Origin of the sequence: Streptosporangium sp. H16 (assembly GCF_051918855.1) — a bacterium.
Lineage (GTDB): Bacteria > Actinomycetota > Actinomycetes > Streptosporangiales > Streptosporangiaceae > Streptosporangium.
This window is the reverse complement of record NZ_JBPXMD010000015.1, coordinates 52,222-70,009: the sequence shown is the minus strand read 5'-3', so window position 1 is coordinate 70,009 and position 17,788 is coordinate 52,222. Positions and strand designations below refer to the sequence as shown.

The window sequence follows — 17,788 nt, the reverse complement described above, 5'->3', positions numbered from 1 at the left end:
CTTTTCAGCCCAGGGTCGCCATCGCGCGGATGACCCGTTCCACCTCTTGGGGATCGGTGACGATACTCGGCCCGAACCTGACGAAGGACTCGCGGTAGGGGGTCTCGGCGGCCGAGATGTGATGCTTGGCGAACAGTTCCTGGACCACCTGTTCGGGCGTGAGCCCGTCGACCGTGCAGCAGATGATCCCCGCTGACAGCTCCGCCGAACGCGGCGTGATGAGGCGAACGTGCTTGAGCCTGGCCAGGCCGTCCTTGAGCTGGTCGGACTGGGAGCGGGTCCGGGCCGCGACGCGGGCCTTGCCGATGGCCTGGTGGAACTCCACCGCCTTGGCCAATGCCCAGCGGTGCTCGAAGGAGTGGTAGCCGCCCGGTGTGGCCAGGTCGCCCGGTGCGCCGGTCGGTGGCTGCCCGGTCAGCCAGCCGGTGAAGGCGGGCATCGAGAAGCTCGGCACCACCGGCCGGAACCGGGCCCACGCCTCGGCTCTGCCCCAGACGAAGCCGGTGCCCCGCGGCCCGAACAGCCATTTGTGGGTGGCGGTCATGAAGAAGTCGCAGCCCAGGTCCTGCATCGTCACGTCCTCGGCGGCGAACCCGTGCACCCCGTCGACGCACAGCAGGATGCGCTCTTCGTCCTCACGCCGCTGGTTGATCTCGGCGATGGCGGCCGCGACCTGTTTCACGGGGAGTTTCAGGCCGGTGCTCGAATAGACCCATGTCACCGCCACCACCCGGGTCTTGGAGGTGATCGCGGCGCGCAGCCTGGCGACGAGCTGACCGGCGGAGGCCTTCGCCGGATCGTCGTAGAGCTTTATCGTGCGCACGACGACGCCGTCGGCCTGCGCACGCAGCCGAAGGGACTCGTGGGTGGAGTAGAACTCGTGCTCGGTCGTGACGACCTCGTCGCCGGCCTTGAGGTCCAGGCCGCCGTAGACCAGGCCGATGCCCATCGTCGTGCTGTCGGTCAGCGCTATGTCCTCGGCCTTGGCGCCGATGTAGGCGGCCAGGGCCTTGCGCACGTCGTCGCTGCGCCGGAAGTCGTCCATCCCGAGCCCGTACTGCTGGGGGAAGGAGTCCAGGCCGTCACGGAAGTGCCCGATCGCGGCGCTGACCGGCGCGGGGTGCGAGGCGAGCATGAACGCCGAGAAGTGCGCGTAGCGCCGGGTGAGCGGGAACTGCGCGCGTACCGACTCCCAGCTGCGGGGGTTGAAGCGGGCCGGGTCCGGCTTCGCGGCGGGCGAGGGGGTGCCCGCCTGGGCCGTGGAGCATCCCGCGGCGAGCACGCCCGCGCCCGCGAGGGCGCTGCCGCGCAGCAGCGTGCGCCGGTCGAGACTGTCCGCGGTGGCGTCGCCCGGATCGTGCGACGCGGCTCGAGTGCTCTGGTCTGTCACAACGCCTCCTGTGCACGGCGTCCCCGCCGAAGTCATCCAGAGGGAACTATATTTTTATAAAGCCTAGCATTTGACTATATGTATCTAAAGTAAGTTGTTTCTGCCTGTTTGAGGTGTTGCGCCGTTTCGTGACCTGTGTTGAGCCCTTACGGAAGTCGCCCCCCATAGATGTAGAAATACGGCGATTGCCGTTCGTCTTTCAGGCAGGAGGTGCACGCGTGAGATACACCCTCATGTTTCGCGGCGCGGAGCAGGCCGAGCGGCCCTGGGAGGCGACAGGCGACAACGAGTGCGATCACATGTCCACAAAGGTGGAGCGGTGGTTCTCCGCCCACGCCGGAAGGATCACCCGCAGCTGCCGGCTGAGGTCGTATGAGACCGCCACGACCCTGCGCCCGGGGCAGGGGCCGCGGCTCAGGGTGCTCGACGAACCGTTCTGCGCGGATCGTGACGCGTTCACCGGCTACGTCGAGGTCGAAGTGGCCGGCCTGGAGGAGGCGCTGGACATGGTGCGCGGCTGGCCGGCCCGCGCGACGGTGGAGATCCGGCCCATCGCGTGAGGCAGGGACGGGCGTCTGGCCGAGATCACCCCGCCGCGGGGCGCCGGTGGGTCTCCTGCATCCGGGCGGCCACGACCAGACCTGAGGCGGCGGTGATCCCGGCGACCACCCAGATGGCCGCGGGGATCCCGTACAGGTCGGCGATGACGCCCGACAGCACGGCGCCCACCGCGAACCCCCCGTCGCGCCACAGGCGATAGACGCCCACCCCGCGGGCACGCCAGCTGGGGTGGGCGACGTCTCCCACGGCGGCCAGCAGCGTGGGATAGACCATGGCGGTCCCGGCGCCCAGCAGGGCGACGGCGGCCGCCCACGCGGCAAAGCCCGTCCCCAGCGCGACACCCGCCAGCGCGGCCGCCTGAAGGAGCATTCCGGAGGTGATCAGATGCTTGCGCCCGAGCCGGTCGGAGAGCGCTCCGGTGACCATCTGTCCCGCTCCCCAGACGGCGGGGAGGAAGGCGGTGAGCAGGCCGATCTGCGCGAGGTGCAGGCCGTGGGCGGCGAACAGAATCGGAAACAGCCCCCAGGCCAGCCCGTCGTTGAGGTTGTTGACCATTCCGGCCTGGTTCACCGCCGACAGGGAGGGGTGACGGAAACTGGCCAGCACGAAGACCTGCGAGGTACTCAACCGGGTGGCCTCGTGCGTCGTGGCCTCCAGCCGCGCGTGCCCGCGGGTCTCCCTGACCAGCAGGAGGGAAAGACCCAGGCCCAAAGCCGCGTAGGCGAGGCCGAGGAGGAAGGGCGCCGGGCGCAGGCCGTAGCGCTCGGCCAGGAATCCGGTGGCCAGGGCGGTGAGCGCGACGGCGAGGTATCCGGCCGACTCGTTGAAGCCCATCGCCAGTCCCCGGCGTTGCGGCCCCACCAGGTCGATCTTCATGATGACCGTCGTGGACCAGGTGAGCCCCTGGTTGACGCCGAGCAGCACGTTGGCGGCGACGATCCATCCCCAGGAGGGGGCCCAGATCAGCAGGAGCGGCACCGGCAGCCCGACGAGCCAGCCGGCGATGAGGACGGGTTTGCGGCCGTACCTGTCGGAGAGCGTGCCCGCGAAGAAGTTGCTGATCGCCTTGGTGACCCCGAAGGCGAGGATGTAGGTCAGGACCGCGCTGTAGGCGCTGAGCGCGAACGTCTGCTCGGCCAGCAGCGGCAACACTGTTCTTTCCTGCCCGAGCATGCCGCCGACCAGGGCGTTCACCGCGACCAGTAGGACGAACTGGGCCAGGTTCGCGCGCAGTCCGAGCCTTGGCGGCTCCCTCACTCCTCCTTCTCCAGGGGAGCGCCGGTGAGCTCGGCCCAGTCGCCGGGACCGCCGCGCAGGATGCTGACCTGCCGGTGGCCGGCCCGTCGCAGCAGGCTGGCCGCGGTGGCCGCGCGCTCCCCATGACCGCACATCACCACGCGCCGCCGGTCGTCCAAGGCCGCACCGGCAAGGCTGCCGAGCTCGATGTGGTCGGCTCCGGGAAGGTGCCCCGCCCGGAACTCGGTGGTCTGCCGCACGTCGAGGACTTGAGCGCCGCCGAGTTGGTCAGGCGTGATGACGTCCATCATGACCAGGAGATCACGCTGCCAGCCCTCGGTGACCTCACCGACGAGGTTCTCGTGGCCGATCTTCAGCGCCTGCCAGAGGATCTCGCCGGGATCCTGGTCGGGGTTGCGGACGACCGCCACGGGAGCCGAAGCCGGCACGATCCAGCCAAGCCAGCTGGCGAACTGGTTGCGCAGTGGTATGGAGATGGACCCGGGAAGGTGTCCGCGCGCGAAGTCGCCGACGGGACGCACGTCGACCACGGTGGCGCCTGCGGCGGCCGCCGCGTCGACGGTCAGCGGACGCAGGCAGGGCTGCTCCTTCACAACGGCGGGACCGAGTCTGTTGATCTCGCCCAGCCGTAGGAAGTAACCGGGGAAACTGCCCAGATCTCCGAGAAGCCGGTCGGCGAAGGTGTCGGCGTCCGGAGCCGCGAGGAGCGGATTGCTCTTCTTCTCCCTGCCGATCGTCGAGACGCGTTCGGCTCCCGGCGGGGCCGAGCAGAACGATCCAGCGCCGTGCGTGGGCCACACGGCCACCTCCTCGGGCAGCAGGCCGAGCCTGCGGAGCGAGTGGTACTGCGCGTGCGCCAGTTCCCTGGCCCGTTCCGGGGCCACCAGGTCGGTTCGGGCGGCGGAGCCGACGATCAGGGACCCTCCGGTGAAGACGCCCGCGGGGACGTCGCCGTCGAGCAGAAGGAAGGCCAGGTGCTCCGTCGTGTGCCCAGGGGTGGCGATCGCCCGCAGGGTCAACCCGCCGAGGTCGACCTCGTCCCCGTCGCGCAGGCCGACGTGATCGAAGGCGCGCTCCCCGGCGGCCGAGGCCAGCACCCGCGCGCCGAGGTCGTGGGCGAGTTGGAGGGAACCGGACAGGAAGTCGGCGTGCAGGTGGGTGTCGGCGGCGAACGCGATCGTGAGCCTGCGGCGTTGGGCGGCCCGCCGGACGGCGCGCAGGTCCCGGGAGACGTCGACGGCGAGGGCGCGTCCGTCGCCGAGGTCAACCAGATAGGAGGAGTTGCCGAGCCCTTCATCGACCAAAGGAATCAACTGGGATTCCGAAAATGCCACTGTGTACCCCTTTGTACAGCATGTTACAATATTCCATAACTCTTTGGAGGATGTCTCATGAGTGACCGCGAGCGCAAGACACAGTTGTACGAACAATTCGCCCGAATGGGAAAAGCGCTCGCCAACCCCCTCCGACTGGAACTGCTCGACGTACTGGCCCAAGGGGAGCGCGGGGTGGAAGACCTCGCCTTCACCTGCGGGTTCAAACTGAGCAACACCTCCGCACAACTCAAGGTCCTGCAGTCAGCGGGACTGGTGACGACAAGACGATCTGGCACGCGCGTCTTCTACCGTCTGTCCGACGACGCGGTCGGAGGATTCGTCGAGCAGATGAAGAGCGTGGCGGCGGCATCACTCGCCGAAGTGGAGCGAGCGGCCCGCGACTACCTCGGCGAGATCGGCGGCCTGGAGCCGGTCGGAAGATCCGAGCTGTCCAGGTTGCTGGAGAACGGTGACGTCATCGTGGTCGACGTACGACCACAAGCCGAGTACGCGGCCGGGCACATCCCCGGCGCGCTGTCGATCCCGCACGACCAGGTGGCCGCGCGACTGGCGGAACTACCCTCGCACGTGCCGATCGTGGCCTATTGCCGAGGCCGGTTCTGCGTCATGGCGCCGCAAGCCGTGCGCCTGCTGCGCCGGCACGGGTTCCAGGCGAGCCTTCTCGAAGACGGGCTGCCCGAGTGGCGGCGGGCCGGGCTGCCGATCGCCTCCTGACAGGGAACCACAGTGAATCACCCCGGTCTCGACGACAATGTGATCTATCTTGACTACAACGCCACCACGCCCGTGGACCCGAGAGTGGCCGAAGCGGCCTGGCCGTACGTCACCAGGTTCTTCGGCAACCCGTCGACCTCCTACCGCTACGCGCAAGAACCACGCCGTGCCCTGAAGGAGGCCCGATCCCGGGTGGCCGCCCTCCTCGGCAGCCGCCCCGCGGAGATCGTGTTCACCGCCGGGGGCTCCGAATCCGACACCACGGCCCTTCGCGGCCTGGCCCTGGCCGCCGGTGGCGGTCACATCATCACCCAGCAGACCGAGCACCCCGCCGTGCTGCGCACCTGCCGGGCGCTGCAACGCCGGCACGACGTCCACGTCACCTTCCTGCCGGTGAACGAAGGCGGCCTCGTCGATCCAGCGGCACTCGAAGCCGCGTTCACCCCGCGGACCTTCCTGGTGTCGATCATGACGGCCAACGGCGAGACGGGCGTCCTGCAGCCGGTCGCCGACCTCGCCGAGATCACGCACCGCCACGGGGCACTGTTCCACACCGACGCCGCCCAAGCCGTGGGCAAGATCCCGCTGGCGGTCGAAGACCTCGGCGTCGACCTGCTCACCGTGGCCGGTCACAAGTTCTACGCGCCCAAGGGCATCGGCGCCCTGTACGTCCGCGAAGGCGTCACCATCGAACCCGCCGTCTACGGGGGAGACCAGGAGCGGGGCCTTCGAGCCGGCACCGAGAACGTCGCGTACGCGGTCGCGCTGGGGACCGCCGCCGACCTGGCCGCCACCGAACTCGACCGCGAGGCCTCCCGGCTTCGCGACCTCCGCGACCTGCTGCACCAGGACCTGCGGCAGCGGCTGCCCGGATCGATCGACCTCAACGGCCACCTCGACCATCGGCTGCCCGGCACCGTGAACCTCAGCGTCGCGGGCGTCGAGGGAGCCGCCCTGCTCGCCGCCACCCCCCAGATCGCGGCCGCCACCGGATCCGCCTGCCACACGGGCGACCCCGAACCCTCCGCGGTCCTGACGGCCATGGGACTGAAAAGGGAGCGAGCCCTGTCGGCGATACGGCTCTCGCTGGGACGCTGGACCACCGAGAACCAGGTCAAGGCCGCCGCCCGGCTCCTCGCGAACTCGGCGCTGCGACTTCGCGCCGACCAGGAGAACTCTCCCTGATCCGGTCATCGGACGGCGAGACCCGCTTTGACAGTTGACGCTAACGAAAGCGCCGACATACGCTCGCCACTGTCGATTTCGCCTCATAGATCCGGTTTCGCCGACCGGTCCGCCTTGGCCCCCGGACGCACGTCGTCGCTCTTCGACCCTGGAGGTTTCCATGGTTCGTCTCGGCATGCTCATCGACCTGAACACCTGCATCGGATGCCACGCCTGCTCCGTAGCCTGCAAGGCGGAGTTCGACGTCCCCCTGGGAGTCTTCAGGGACACCGTGAAGTACGTCGAGGAGGGCACCTACCCCCAAGTGACCCGCCACTTCATACCGGTGTTGTGCAACCACTGCGAGGACGCCCCCTGCCTCAACGCCTGCCCCACCGGCGCGGTGCTACGGCTGGACGGCGGCGAGGTCACGATCGACGAGGGCGACTGCAACCTCAACAGAGCCTGCATGTCGGCCTGCCCCTACGACGCCATCTACGTCGACGTCGACAAGGGCGCCGCACAGAAATGCACCTTCTGCGAGCACCGCACGGCCCAGGGACGACAACCGGCCTGCGTCGACGCCTGCCCCACCGACTGCCGCATCTTCGGAGACCTGGACGACCCCGAAAGCGTCATCGCGCGCAAGGCCGCGGCCAATCCGACCACCGCGTGGAAAGAAGACGAAGGCACACGTCCTCGCGTGCTCTACGTCGATCCGAAGAACGCGCTCGACCTGGTCGCCGACGCGGGCGTCCAGGTGGACCGCTCGGTCGACCTGCCCGGTGAGAGGGCATGACCGCGGCGTACGAAGCCCACGTTCTCGCACCGGAGCCGCCCTGGGGACCGCTCCTGGCGGCCTACATCGTTCTCGTCGGTCTTCCCAGCGGTCTCACCCTGGTGACCTGGCCACTGGCCCGGCGGCACTCCCACCTCTCGGCCGGCATCGACCGGTACGGGTCATGGGCCGCGCTGGCGACCCTGCTCGTGGTCAGCGTCCTCCTGGTGGCCGACCTGGGCCGCCCCGAGCGTTTCCACTTGATGATCACCCGTTTCGACAACCTGGCCTCCCCGATAGCCGTGGGCGCCAAGCTCATCGCGATCAAGATGTTCCTGCTCGCCGTGCTCGTCTACGGGCTGGAACGGCGCCGACGCTCCCCAGACACCGCGGTGGTGACATCCGGCAGGATCACCTCCCTGCTGTCAGGGGCTCTCCTGCTGACCAGCTTCGCGCTCGCCGTCTATCCCGCCGCCCTGCTGTCCAGGTCCTGGGCCTCGCCGCTGGCCGGCACCAGCGGCTCAGCACTGATCTTCGTCGTCACCGCCCTGCTCATGGGAACGGCGGCGGTCCTGCTGGTGGTGTCCCTCCTGAATGTGAAAGAAGGCGACCACACGTCGACTCTCCACATCTGCCGCCGGGCGGTACTCGTCCTGCTCGGCGCCCTTGGTGTCACCCTGTCGTTCGAGGTGCTCTCGCTCGCGGGAAGACCACCCGACCGCCTTCTACTCGCCGCGATGCTCACCGGAAGCCTGGCCCCGGTGTTCTGGGGACTCGTGGTGGCACTGGGCATCATCGCCCCCGCGGCGGCACTTCTCCTCTTTCCCTCCCACCGCGTGATCGTCATCATCAGTGCCACCGCCACGCTGACCGGCGCCGCGGCGGCCCGCTATCTGCTTTTCGCCGTCGGTCAGTGAAGGAGCAATCATGCCCGCCGAGCATCAGAGCACTCCGGAACCCGCATGGACGCTGACACGACGCGATCTCCTTCGGATAGGAGCAGTCACCGGCGCCGCGGTGACGGGTCTGGGAACCATCGAGATCATCGACCGTACCGGCGCCTCCCCGGGCACGGCGAAAACCGCGAGCACGGCGCACAGGATTCCCTCGATGTGCCAGATGTGCACCACCGCCTGCGGCATCGTCGCCAACGTACGCGACGGCCGGCTGCTCACCATCGAAGGAAACCCCGCCGACCCCAACAGCCAGGGATCGATCTGCGCCAAAGGCGTGGCCGGACCCTCCATCCTGTACGACCCCAACCGCCTGCTCTATCCGCTCAAACGCGTCGGCAAGCGAGGCGAGGGACGATGGCGGCGCATCTCCTGGGAGGAGGCCTACACCGAGATCGCCGACAGGCTGCGCCCCATCAGGCAGAGCGGCCACCCCGAGGAGTTCGCCTTCCAGCAGGGACGTAACCGCTCCACCGACATCGTCAGCAGGTTCCTCAACGCCTTCGGCACCCCCTCGGCCTTCAACCACCGGGCCCTGTGCTCGCTGAACCGCCGGGCCGCCATCCTGGCCACCATCGGCGACTCCGACTGGGACCTCGGCGACTTCGAGAACAGCCGCTACATCCTCAACTTCGGATGCAACTGGGCCGAGGCACACCAAGGCCACATCCCCGTCGCGATCCGCATGATGCGAGCCCGTGAACGCAACCACGCGAAGATCGTGACCTTCGACGCGCGACTGTCCAACACCGCCGCACTGTCGGACGAGTGGTTCTGCGTCAAGCCGGGCACCGACGGCCTGATCGCCCTGGCCATCGCCAACGTCATCTGCTCCGAAGAACTCTGGGACAGGAAATGGTTCGACACCTGGTCGAACTATCCGGCCGACAAATACGCCGAACACGTCAAGCAGTACACGCCCGAGCGCGCCGAAGCGGAAAGCGGCGTACCCGCCGAAGCCATCCGCCGCATCGCCCGCGAGTTCGCCGCGGCCGCCCCGCGATGCACCACGATCTGCAACCGAGGCTCCGCCGCGCACCGCAACGGCTTCTACAACGACCGCGCCATCACCGTACTCAACGCCCTGGTCGGCAACATGGGCCGCACCGGCGGCTGGTGCTGGCACCCCATCAGCGCCTGGGACAAGAAACAGATCCCCGAGCCCGAGCCGATCCCGCCCAAGCCCACCGCCCGCAGCCTGATCGCCGAAGCCAAGAACTGGCCCCTGGCGAACGCCTGGCAGGACAACAAGATGCGGGTCGGCGAAATCGTCTACCTCTGGATCAAAGAACGACGCCAGCGAATCTCCGCGCTGATGACCTACAACTGCGACCAGGCATGGTCATGGCCCGAAGCCAACCTCGTCCGGGAGGTGCTGGCCGACGAGGAACTCGTCCCCTTCCACGTGTGCATCGACGTCATGCCCTCGGAGACCTCCGCGCTCGCCGACATCGTGCTGCCCTGGACGACCTACCTCGAACGATGGGACATCGACTCCCGGCCCCCGCAAGGACTCGTCGACTACGTCGGCCTGCGCCAGCCCGTGGTCAAACCACTGGGGGAGTCGAAGGACCTGCGAGAGATCTTCCCGGAACTGGCCCGCCGCATCGGCGGCGGCATGGAACGCTACTTCCCCTGGCAGACCCAGGAACAGTACTTCGACGACTACTTCCGCAGCGTTCCCGGCGGGCTCGCGCACATGCGAACCACAGGAGTGTGGCAAGACCCGGCGAAAACCCCCAACTACACCCCCTACGAGCGGGTCCTGACCGACGACGAACTGAAAGGCAGCGAAACCGACCGGGAGACCGGGATCATCTACAACGGCGAAGACCCCAAGACGAAGGAACGCCTCGCCGTCGGAATCATGATCGACGGCATCCCGCGAAGAGGGTTCTCCACCCCCTCCCGCAAGGTCGAGGTACACAGCCAGTTCGTGGCCGACAAGGGCACCGAGGTCGACAAGACCGTCTCACCGCTACCGATCTACGAGCAGATCCCCAGCCACCGCAGACCACTCGCCGACGACCAGCTCATAATGATCAGCTTCAAGTGGAACGTGCACAACGCCCACCGCACGATGCAGTCCAAATGGCTCCAGGAGATCGCCCACACCAACCCGGCCTGGATCAACAGCGCGACGGCTGCCCGCCTGGGACTGCGGCACGGCGACTGGATTGAGGTGACAAGCTTCCGCCCCCACGACGATCAGGTACCCGGCGGCGACGGCTCAAGGCTCGGATCCCTGCGAACCCGCGTCCACATCACCGAAGGCGTGCACCCCGCGGTCATCGCCATCGCCCACAACTCCGGCCGCACGACAGGGGGACCGATCGCCACCAACGGCCGCGACCGGAGCCGCCCACCCGGACACGAACGACCGCGCGACAAGGACACCGAACGCATCTGGTGGACCGGCACACTGAGCGTGGCCCAGAACGACATCCTGCCGATCTACCCCGACCCGGTCTCCGGCCAGCAGTCCTACCACGACACCATCGTCAGCGTCCGCAAGATCGAGAGCGGCACGTGAAAGACTCCCGGCTGGAGAACCTGGCCGCCGGCCGCGACCTGTTCCTGCTGACCTCCCGGCTGCTCAGCAAGGAGATCGACCAGCCGTTGTACCGGGCACTTCTCACCGCCGACCCCGAAGGGACACCGGCGAAACACCGGCTGATCGACGAGCAGACGCGCGCCATGGACGAACCGGACGCCCTGCGGCTCCTCTCGGTCGAGTTCTGCCGCCTGTTCGTGGGGCCGTATCCCGCCTGCCTGCCGTACGCGTCGATACACCGGGGCGAGCCGCTCGTCGGCGGACGCGCCGACCACGGCATCAGGGACTTCATGACTCGTCACCGCTTGCAGGCCGCACCACCCGACAGGCATACGCTGCTCGCCCACGACCATCTCGGGGTCGGCCTGGCCCTCCTGCATCACCTGCTGCGGGACTGGCAGAAAGACGTCTCCGCAACATGTCAGGAACAGAAGAACCGGCACGCGGTTCGCGAACTGCTGGAGGACCACCTCCTGCCGTGGGCACCCTCCTATCTTCAGGACCTGCACGGTGCCGCACTGCACGCCCCGTACGGGATCGTCGCGCAGCTCACCGGCAGGCTCCTGGCGGACGAGCAGGGCATGACAGCGATCAGGTGAAGGACGAGGACAGGAATGGTGAGACCGAACACCTCCACCATGTGGCCCCTTCCCAAAGGCCGCCGCCGGCAAGGCGCGGATTCTTCGCCGTCCCCATGGGGCGCGAAACCGGGGAAGGTGGACGACAACTGCTGGGGCGGAGACCGACGCGAACGGCTTGAGGAAACGCAGGCGACCCCCCCGGGCTCTCCTTCGCGACAGCCCCGAAGGCGCCGGTCAGTCACCAGACGCGCGTAGGTCCCGGTCACCGGGACCGGCTTCACCCGCCGGCGAAGAGGCCGCCGGCGAGGAACGGGCCGACGCCCCCCGCAGGACACGAAGCACGGTCGCCGGCGCCAGGAGGCGGCTGGGCGCGTCGATCAGATTGAGGACGCGCAAGAAGGCCGCGCCGAGCACGGGGTCGGCGGTCGCGGCGGCGTGCAGCCTGTTGACGTAGGCGTTGACGAAGCGCACCCTCGGCGAGCGCCGCCCCTCCACCTGCGGGAACCGCAGATCGGATCCCACCGAGATCGACCACGGGGCATCTATGATCTTGGCCGCGCCGCGGAAAAACCGCCGTGCCAGCCCATCGCCTCCCCGACCGAGCAGATCACCCAGCAGCAGAGCCTCGAGCGCGGCGACCGTCATACCTTGGCCGTAGACGGGATTGAAACTGCACAGCGCGTCACCCACCACAAGGTAGCCATCGGGGAAACTCCGCAGCCGCTCGTAGCGGCGCCGCGTACTCGCCGGGAAGCGCATCTTCACCGGCGCGTCCAGCGGCACCGCCGACCGGACCACCTCGCCGATCTGCGGCGCGGCCAGGCTCGCGGCATACCACGCCAGGCCCTCGTCGTCGGTGGGCGGTTCCTCGCCCAGCACGCCGGCCAAGACGACGGCGAAGCGGCCCTCCTCCTGAGCCGCCACGATCCCTGTCCGCGGCAGGCCGGGAGTGGCGTTGGCCAGAGCCCCGAACAATCCGTCGAGATGGTGCGGCTCGCGCCGGTAATTCCGGGTCACATAGGTGATGCCGACGCGCACCTGTTCCTCCGCAGCGCACTCGTACCCCAACTCCCGCAGCCAGACCGGGGTCCGCGAGGCGCGCCCACCGGCGTCCACGACCAGGTCGGCACCGATGACCGACTCCGCCGCCCCCTCGGTACGAGGCAGCACCCGCACCCCGTTGACCCGCCGAGAACCAGGCGCCGCAGTAAGGCCGACCACCTCGCACCCGGGCAGGAAACTCACCCCAGGCAAGGCCGCGACACGGGCACGGACCGCGTGCTCCAGCAGCGGCCTGCTGATCCCGAAAGCCCTCAACGAGGAAGGCGCCCGGCGCATCCGGTACCCGTCGTTGTACCAGTGGACCTGCTCGTGAAGATCGATCAACGGCGCCCCCAGGGCGGCCAGCTCGCCCGACAGGCCAGGGAGCAACTCCTCGAAGGCCTCCCTGCCGCGGGCCAGCAGGATGTGAAGTTGCCGGCCCTGCGGCACACCACGGCGTCCGACGGCGCTCTCCGGCAGCAGATCGCGATCGACGAGAGTGACCTTGGTATACCGTTTCATGAGAGCGCGAGCGGCCAGCAATCCGCCGATGCTGGCGCCGATCACGACCGCAGTATCCGGGTGTGTCATAGTCGCAGGTTACGTCGACACGGGTAAGCGCCAACATCCCCCTTTGTTCTCAGTGCCGGACCATCTCCACGACGACGTCCCTCGCTCGGCTTCCTCGTGCAGGGCCTGAATGAGCACGAGCCTCGCGCTCCCGGCTTAGGCGGGCTCGATGATCGCCTATCGTTAGCTCGCCTGCTGTCGGCCGTGCAGAGGCATCGGTCCCGACCTGCGGACCTGCCGGTGGCGACGCTCTCCGATCATGTGTCCGTTCCGGTCATGTGTCCGTTCCGGCGCCCGTCAAGCCCGGACGCGACGACGCCCGTCAGACCTGGACGCCGACGACCTCCAGTAGCCGCAGTCGCTCGGCGGTCTCGCTACCCTCCGCCACGGTGAAGGCCATAATCCGCAGATCGGTGCCGAGCGCCGCGAGGATGTCGCAGTCGAGGGTGAGTTCGCCGACGCTCGCGTGCCGGACCGTCTTGGTCAAGGGCTCGTGCACACCCACCACGCCGGAGCCCCACAGCGCCGCGAAGTCACCGCTCCGGGCACGGAGCTCATCGATCAGTGCGGCCAGTCCGGCATCCTTCGGATAGCGAGCCGACGCCGCTCTCAGGTCGGACACGAAAGCCGCCCGGTGACCCGTCTTCCGGCTCACCGCCTGGGGGTATCCGGCGGGCGGTTCCACGAAGGACCACCACACCGCATTCCTCCCGAAGCCGCGTGACGCGGGCGGGTTGCCGAACAGCGCGGCCCACAACCGGTTCCACGTGATGAGGTTCCATGCGGCGTCGTACACGCTCAGCGGTGTGCCGGTCAGCCGATCCAGCAGGCGCTGGACGCCTGCCGGCACATGGTCGGAAATCTGCCCGGGGCCCGGCACCGCCTGACCGGCGAGCACGAAGAGGTGCTCACGCTCCGCCGTCGTCAGCCGCAACGCCCGAGCCAGCGCGGACAGTACTTGGGGGGACGGATTCGTCGACCTGCTCTGTTCGAGCCGCACGATGTAGTCGACAGACAAGCCGGTGAGCAGGGCGAGCTCCTCACGCCGTAGGCCTGGCGCGCGCCGGCGTCCGTCGTCCGGCAGGCCGGCCTCGGCCGGTTTCGTGCGATCCCGCCAGGCGTGCAAGGCCCTGCCAAGATCCGTGGATCCGGTCATCTCCCCAGTATGGGCAATCGGCCGCGTCCCGTCGTGGTACTCCGGGTCCACTGGCTGCGGCGGGTACTGGTTGATGCCCGCGAGTCCGCGGAAGGTGGATATACCGGCCGACGGGCGGTGGTCGGCGGGGGACCCACTCGCCGGTCGGGACCGAAGGAGCACGTTCATGAAGTATCGCAACCTCGGGCGGACCGGGATCAAGGTCAGCCCCTACGCACTCGGCACGTTGATGTTCGCCAGCCAGATGGATAACGACCCGGACGAGTCGGTCCGGATCATCCACAAGGCGATAGACGCCGGGATCAACCTCATCGATACCGCCGACCGCTACGCCGACTCCGAGGACATCGTCGGAAAGGCCCTCAAGGGCCGCCGCGACGAGGTGGTCCTGGCCACCAAGGTCGGCATGCCCATGGGCGAGGGCGTCAACCGGCAGGGTGCCTCCCGCCGCTGGATCACCACCGCTGTCGAGAACTCCCTGCGCCGGCTCGGCACCGACTACATCGACATCTATCAGCTCCAGCGGCCCGACCCGGACACCGACCTGGAGGAGACCCTTTCCGTTCTGACCGACCTCGTCAGGACCGGCAAGGTGCGCGTGATCGGTTCCTCGACGACGCCCGCCTCGATGATCGTCCAGGCCCAGTGGGCCGCCGAACGCGCCGGGCTGCAGCGGTTCCGCACCGAGCAGCCGCCGTACTCGATCCTGAACCGCGGCATCGAACGGGAGGTCCTGCCGCTGGCGCAGGAGTACGGCATGGGCGTCATGGTGTGGGGTCCATTCGGCCAGGGCCTGCTGACCGGCCGGGTGCGCAAGGGCGGTGAGAACGACCTCAAACGCGTCCAGTTCTCCCGCCACCTCACCGACGAGCGCCGCATCGACGTCGTCGAACAGCTCATCCCGCTCGCCGAGGAGGCCAGCCTGCCCATGACCCACCTGGCCATGGCGTTCGCCATCGCCCACCCGGGCGTCACCGCCGCGCTCCTCGGCCCGCGCACCATGGAACACCTCGACGACCTTCTGGCCGGGGCCGACGTCGAGCTGTCCGACGACATCCTCGACCGGATCGACAAGATCGTCCCACCGGGCACCGAGGTCAGCGCGCTCGACCAGGAGTACAAGCCCCCGGCATTACTCGACCCCGCTCTCCGGCGTCGTCCCGCCGGGCTCCGGTCGGCGGCCTGAGCACAGCGCGCTGCAGCATCTGGCCGAAGCCGGCCGGAGCGCGCCCGAGCTGCTGGCCAAGTCCCGCCACCAGCACCTGGCCAGCCTCGGCCGCTACATCCGCCTGGGCGAGGAGACCTCCGCCCGCATCACCGCCGAGCACGACCCCGCCAACCGGCGCCGCCGTCCCCGCTGACCGCTGCACAATCCCTCCACAGGCTTCGGCTCCGACACTCTGACCAGCGGTTCAGCGCTCGACTAGCCCTTTCTCTCGTACTTGGCCTGGCCCCCAGATGCGCCGCATCTACGAAGACTGCACCGTTCCGCCCTACCTGAACGCGACCGGCCAGCGTCTCCTTCTAGGATCTCTTCCCTACGCCGTCGTCGACGTCGAGACCACGCACGGACCTGCGCCCACCTGCTGCGCCTGTACCTCAAGCGTGCGGCAGCTCAGGACCTGCGCCGGTTTCACCAAATCGGCACCGTCGGTCACCTTCCCACTACGCCATGGGTCTCATCGCCACCCACCCACCGGCCGCAGTCGCCGTCGCCCGATATTGGATATCACGCCCGCGCCCCACCAGTGAGTCACCGACTGGGGGAGTGGTCCACCATCGGATCCAGGATGACGCGCCGATCATGAGAATCTTCAACAGCGCCGACCTGCCCATATTCGTCCGCCAAAGTGAATACTTGCCTGATAACACAGGGGAGAGGCCCCGGCGCGCCGATTTCGTGGACGATGACAGCCTCTGCCATCAAACACGCCCGATAGGGCAGAGCAAATGAGACAAACTGCTCGACCGAGACAGATACAGAACCGAAGCAGATCAAGTAAGACACCGAGCCGGTCATCCGAGACGAGACGGTCCCGTGCGGCACGCGCCGACGGAGCCTCACCACCTCTTGATCGTTTTGGACGGCCCGGCGGCTTGTGGATCTTGTTCGACGAAACGATCGAGCGGGGATGGCCATGCACCGAAAAGAGACTCCGGGCGCGATGGCACACCCGGGAGGGGAATTGCGCCGTTCTCCGCCTTCCTGTGGCGGGGAGCGCCCAGCGACTAAAACCCTCACGGCTAAAACCTGCGCGGCACGCCGAACATGCCCTACCAGGACAAAACGCCTTATACCGTACAGAAGCTTCATTCTGTCTGGTATAAGGCGGGTAGTATTAATGCGTTGTTTCATCCATCCACCGCCAGGCGACCTGCTCGGACCACACCCGGCTCACGGGGCCCGCTCGGTGAAAGTCGCTTTGCGGCGCACGCCGGGTCCCACGTCTCGCCCGGCCCGCTTCGCAAGCATGATCATCCACCCCGCTTATGATCATGATCTTCTTGAATGATCTAGATGGTCGTGTTCACCCGGAGAACGCGCAAGGCCTTCAGGGGGCACTGCCCGGCAGTGTGCGGAAACCGGGTGGCGATATCAGCACACGGGCGGCCTCTCCCCCATCCTGAGAACAAATATTTGCTGATTGTCGGTTTTCGACACTAGAGGTGCTTTCATGCGTGAGAGTCGGCTGCTTTCCCAGCGCTCCCCTGTCGTGATCCGACATGGCGACGAGGCGGCAGAGTTCGGCCGGCAGCGGCGTTTCACAGGCGGGACCTACACCTACCCCTCCGGTACCCGGTCCTCCTGAGGAATCAGATCCTCCCCTGTCCGGCTTCTCCCCCGCGATCCGGCACGTCGCACCGCACTATGCTCCGTGGGGCGGCCGAGATCCGATCCCGCACCGGCTTGGGTAGCGGTCGCGCCCCGCTTCGGGGAGCATGTGGGGCGACTCGGGTGGGGCGTCCTGGGAGGGTTGCCGCCAAGCGGCTCCTTCACGAGCGCTCCTGGCCTGATCATCTGCCGGGACCCTGTGGCGCCGGCTCCCCGACCGTCTTGGAGAAGTCGTCATGACCATGCCTGAGCACATCACCACCTGGCGCGACGCCCGCTTCGACATGCCCGTCGGCCGGCAGCTGGAGCGCTACGACGAGCTGGCCGCCAAGAACGCGTCGGCTCGCGCCCGCGTCGAGCTGGTGGCTCGGGGAATCTATGATCCCGCCCGGCACGGGGCCGATGACCGGTCCGCGCTCACCGTGGCCGAGCACATCGAGCTGCTGGCGCTGGCGGAGTGCATCGCGCGTACGGTGCGCCATCCCTCCAACTTTCACCATGCGCTGCTGGCCGGGGTCACGTGGGCGCAGATCGCCCATGTCGTCGATTCCGACGAGCTCGCCGTACGGCGGGCCTACCAGCGGTGGGCCGACGACCAGCATGACCTCAACCGGCGCTACCCTGACCGCGGCATGACCGCCGAGGAGTATGCCGCCGCGACCGCCAGAGTGGCGGAGGGCGTCGGAGGCACCCGCTGAGTGAGGCACCTGCCGGGTGAGACGGCCGCTTGAGTGAGGTACGCGGTGGTCTCGGGGCGGGGTGGCGGGACTTCTCGCGCAGGCACTGCGGGCGCGGGCGTTCGTCTACCGTGGGGGGATGTGCATGATCGGTGATCTGCCGGGTGGGTCACTCCCCCGCGGTCATGGCTGCCGGTGCCGTCGGTGCCGTCGCCGGTGGCG

General features: G+C 68.1%; 14 protein-coding genes. 9 read left to right on the top strand and 5 right to left on the bottom strand.

Annotation, left to right across the window (positions count from 1 at the left end; genetic code table 11):
• Positions 1–4 precede the first annotated feature (4 nt).
• Entirely contained in the window at positions 5–1,390 is a 1,386-nt protein-coding gene (locus ACTOQ2_RS24520; RefSeq protein WP_440102509.1) for an aminotransferase class V-fold PLP-dependent enzyme, read from the bottom strand.
• A gap of 218 nt (positions 1,391–1,608) precedes the next feature.
• Here ACTOQ2_RS24520 and ACTOQ2_RS24515 point away from each other — a divergent pair, with 218 nt between their 5' ends.
• On the top strand, positions 1,609–1,950 hold the full coding sequence (locus tag ACTOQ2_RS24515) for a YciI family protein (RefSeq protein WP_440102507.1): 342 nt from the start codon (positions 1,609–1,611) through the stop codon (positions 1,948–1,950).
• Positions 1,951–1,975: 25 nt separating this feature from the next.
• Here ACTOQ2_RS24515 and ACTOQ2_RS24510 read toward each other — a convergent pair whose 3' ends face one another.
• A complete protein-coding gene (locus tag ACTOQ2_RS24510; protein WP_440102505.1) occupies positions 1,976–3,208 on the bottom strand; it encodes an MFS transporter in 1,233 nt (410 codons plus the stop codon).
• A complete protein-coding gene (locus ACTOQ2_RS24505; protein WP_440102504.1) occupies positions 3,205–4,512 on the bottom strand; it encodes an MBL fold metallo-hydrolase in 1,308 nt (435 codons plus the stop codon). The genes ACTOQ2_RS24510 and ACTOQ2_RS24505 overlap by 4 nt, the downstream gene beginning before the upstream one ends.
• An 87-nt stretch (positions 4,513–4,599) precedes the next feature.
• Between ACTOQ2_RS24505 and ACTOQ2_RS24500 the strand changes: the two genes are divergently transcribed.
• The 6 genes from ACTOQ2_RS24500 to ACTOQ2_RS24475 all read left to right on the top strand — a co-directional run bounded on the left by ACTOQ2_RS24500 (position 4,600) and on the right by ACTOQ2_RS24475 (position 11,307).
• Complete coding sequence (locus tag ACTOQ2_RS24500) at positions 4,600–5,259, top strand: ArsR/SmtB family transcription factor (protein ID WP_440102502.1); 660 nt, start codon at positions 4,600–4,602, stop codon at positions 5,257–5,259.
• Between the two features lie 12 nt (positions 5,260–5,271).
• Positions 5,272–6,444, top strand: a complete 1,173-nt coding sequence (locus tag ACTOQ2_RS24495) for a cysteine desulfurase family protein (protein ID WP_440102500.1) — start codon at positions 5,272–5,274, stop codon at positions 6,442–6,444.
• 160 nt (positions 6,445–6,604) lie between these two features.
• Positions 6,605–7,222, top strand: coding sequence for a 4Fe-4S dicluster domain-containing protein (locus ACTOQ2_RS24490; protein WP_440102498.1), 618 nt, complete (start codon positions 6,605–6,607; stop codon positions 7,220–7,222).
• Positions 7,219–8,118: an NrfD/PsrC family molybdoenzyme membrane anchor subunit gene (nrfD, locus tag ACTOQ2_RS24485; RefSeq protein ID WP_440102497.1), complete on the top strand. Its 900-nt coding sequence runs from the start codon at positions 7,219–7,221 to the stop codon at positions 8,116–8,118. Before ACTOQ2_RS24490 ends, nrfD begins: the two co-directional genes overlap by 4 nt.
• A 10-nt stretch (positions 8,119–8,128) precedes the next feature.
• Positions 8,129–10,687, top strand: coding sequence for a molybdopterin-containing oxidoreductase family protein (locus tag ACTOQ2_RS24480; protein ID WP_440102495.1), 2,559 nt, complete (start codon positions 8,129–8,131; stop codon positions 10,685–10,687).
• Complete coding sequence (locus ACTOQ2_RS24475) at positions 10,684–11,307, top strand: TorD/DmsD family molecular chaperone (RefSeq protein ID WP_440102493.1); 624 nt, start codon at positions 10,684–10,686, stop codon at positions 11,305–11,307. Before ACTOQ2_RS24480 ends, ACTOQ2_RS24475 begins: the two co-directional genes overlap by 4 nt.
• 216 nt (positions 11,308–11,523) lie before the next feature.
• On the opposite strand, the gene ACTOQ2_RS24470 is transcribed toward ACTOQ2_RS24475, so the two are convergent.
• Complete coding sequence (locus ACTOQ2_RS24470; RefSeq protein ID WP_440102492.1) at positions 11,524–12,921, bottom strand: FAD-dependent oxidoreductase; 1,398 nt, start codon at positions 12,919–12,921, stop codon at positions 11,524–11,526.
• 301 nt (positions 12,922–13,222) lie between these two features.
• Positions 13,223–14,056 (bottom strand): helix-turn-helix domain-containing protein, encoded by an 834-nt coding sequence (locus ACTOQ2_RS24465; protein ID WP_362849926.1) that lies wholly within the window; start codon positions 14,054–14,056, stop codon positions 13,223–13,225.
• A gap of 166 nt (positions 14,057–14,222) precedes the next feature.
• On the opposite strand from ACTOQ2_RS24465, the gene ACTOQ2_RS24460 reads away from it, so the two are divergent.
• On the top strand, positions 14,223–15,242 hold the full coding sequence (locus ACTOQ2_RS24460; protein WP_440102490.1) for an aldo/keto reductase: 1,020 nt from the start codon (positions 14,223–14,225) through the stop codon (positions 15,240–15,242).
• 1,883 nt (positions 15,243–17,125) lie between these two features.
• Positions 17,126–17,587 (top strand): hypothetical protein, encoded by a 462-nt coding sequence (locus tag ACTOQ2_RS24455; protein WP_440102489.1) that lies wholly within the window; start codon positions 17,126–17,128, stop codon positions 17,585–17,587.
• Positions 17,588–17,788: the final 201 nt, after the last annotated feature.

Excerpts from the sequence above, each read along its gene's own strand:
- ACTOQ2_RS24490 (WP_440102498.1), top strand. The coding sequence starts at position 6,605 with ATGGTTCGTCTCGGCATGCTCATCGACCTGAACACCTGCATCGGATGC.
- ACTOQ2_RS24470 (WP_440102492.1), bottom strand. The coding sequence starts at position 12,921 with ATGACACACCCGGATACTGCGGTCGTGATCGGCGCCAGCATCGGCGGA.
- ACTOQ2_RS24455 (WP_440102489.1), top strand. The coding sequence starts at position 17,126 with ATGACCATGCCTGAGCACATCACCACCTGGCGCGACGCCCGCTTCGAC.
- ACTOQ2_RS24480 (WP_440102495.1), top strand. The coding sequence starts at position 8,129 with ATGCCCGCCGAGCATCAGAGCACTCCGGAACCCGCATGGACGCTGACA.
- ACTOQ2_RS24500 (WP_440102502.1), top strand. The coding sequence starts at position 4,600 with ATGAGTGACCGCGAGCGCAAGACACAGTTGTACGAACAATTCGCCCGA.
- ACTOQ2_RS24460 (WP_440102490.1), top strand. The coding sequence starts at position 14,223 with ATGAAGTATCGCAACCTCGGGCGGACCGGGATCAAGGTCAGCCCCTAC.
- nrfD (WP_440102497.1), top strand. The coding sequence starts at position 7,219 with ATGACCGCGGCGTACGAAGCCCACGTTCTCGCACCGGAGCCGCCCTGG.
- ACTOQ2_RS24465 (WP_362849926.1), bottom strand. The coding sequence starts at position 14,056 with ATGACCGGATCCACGGATCTTGGCAGGGCCTTGCACGCCTGGCGGGAT.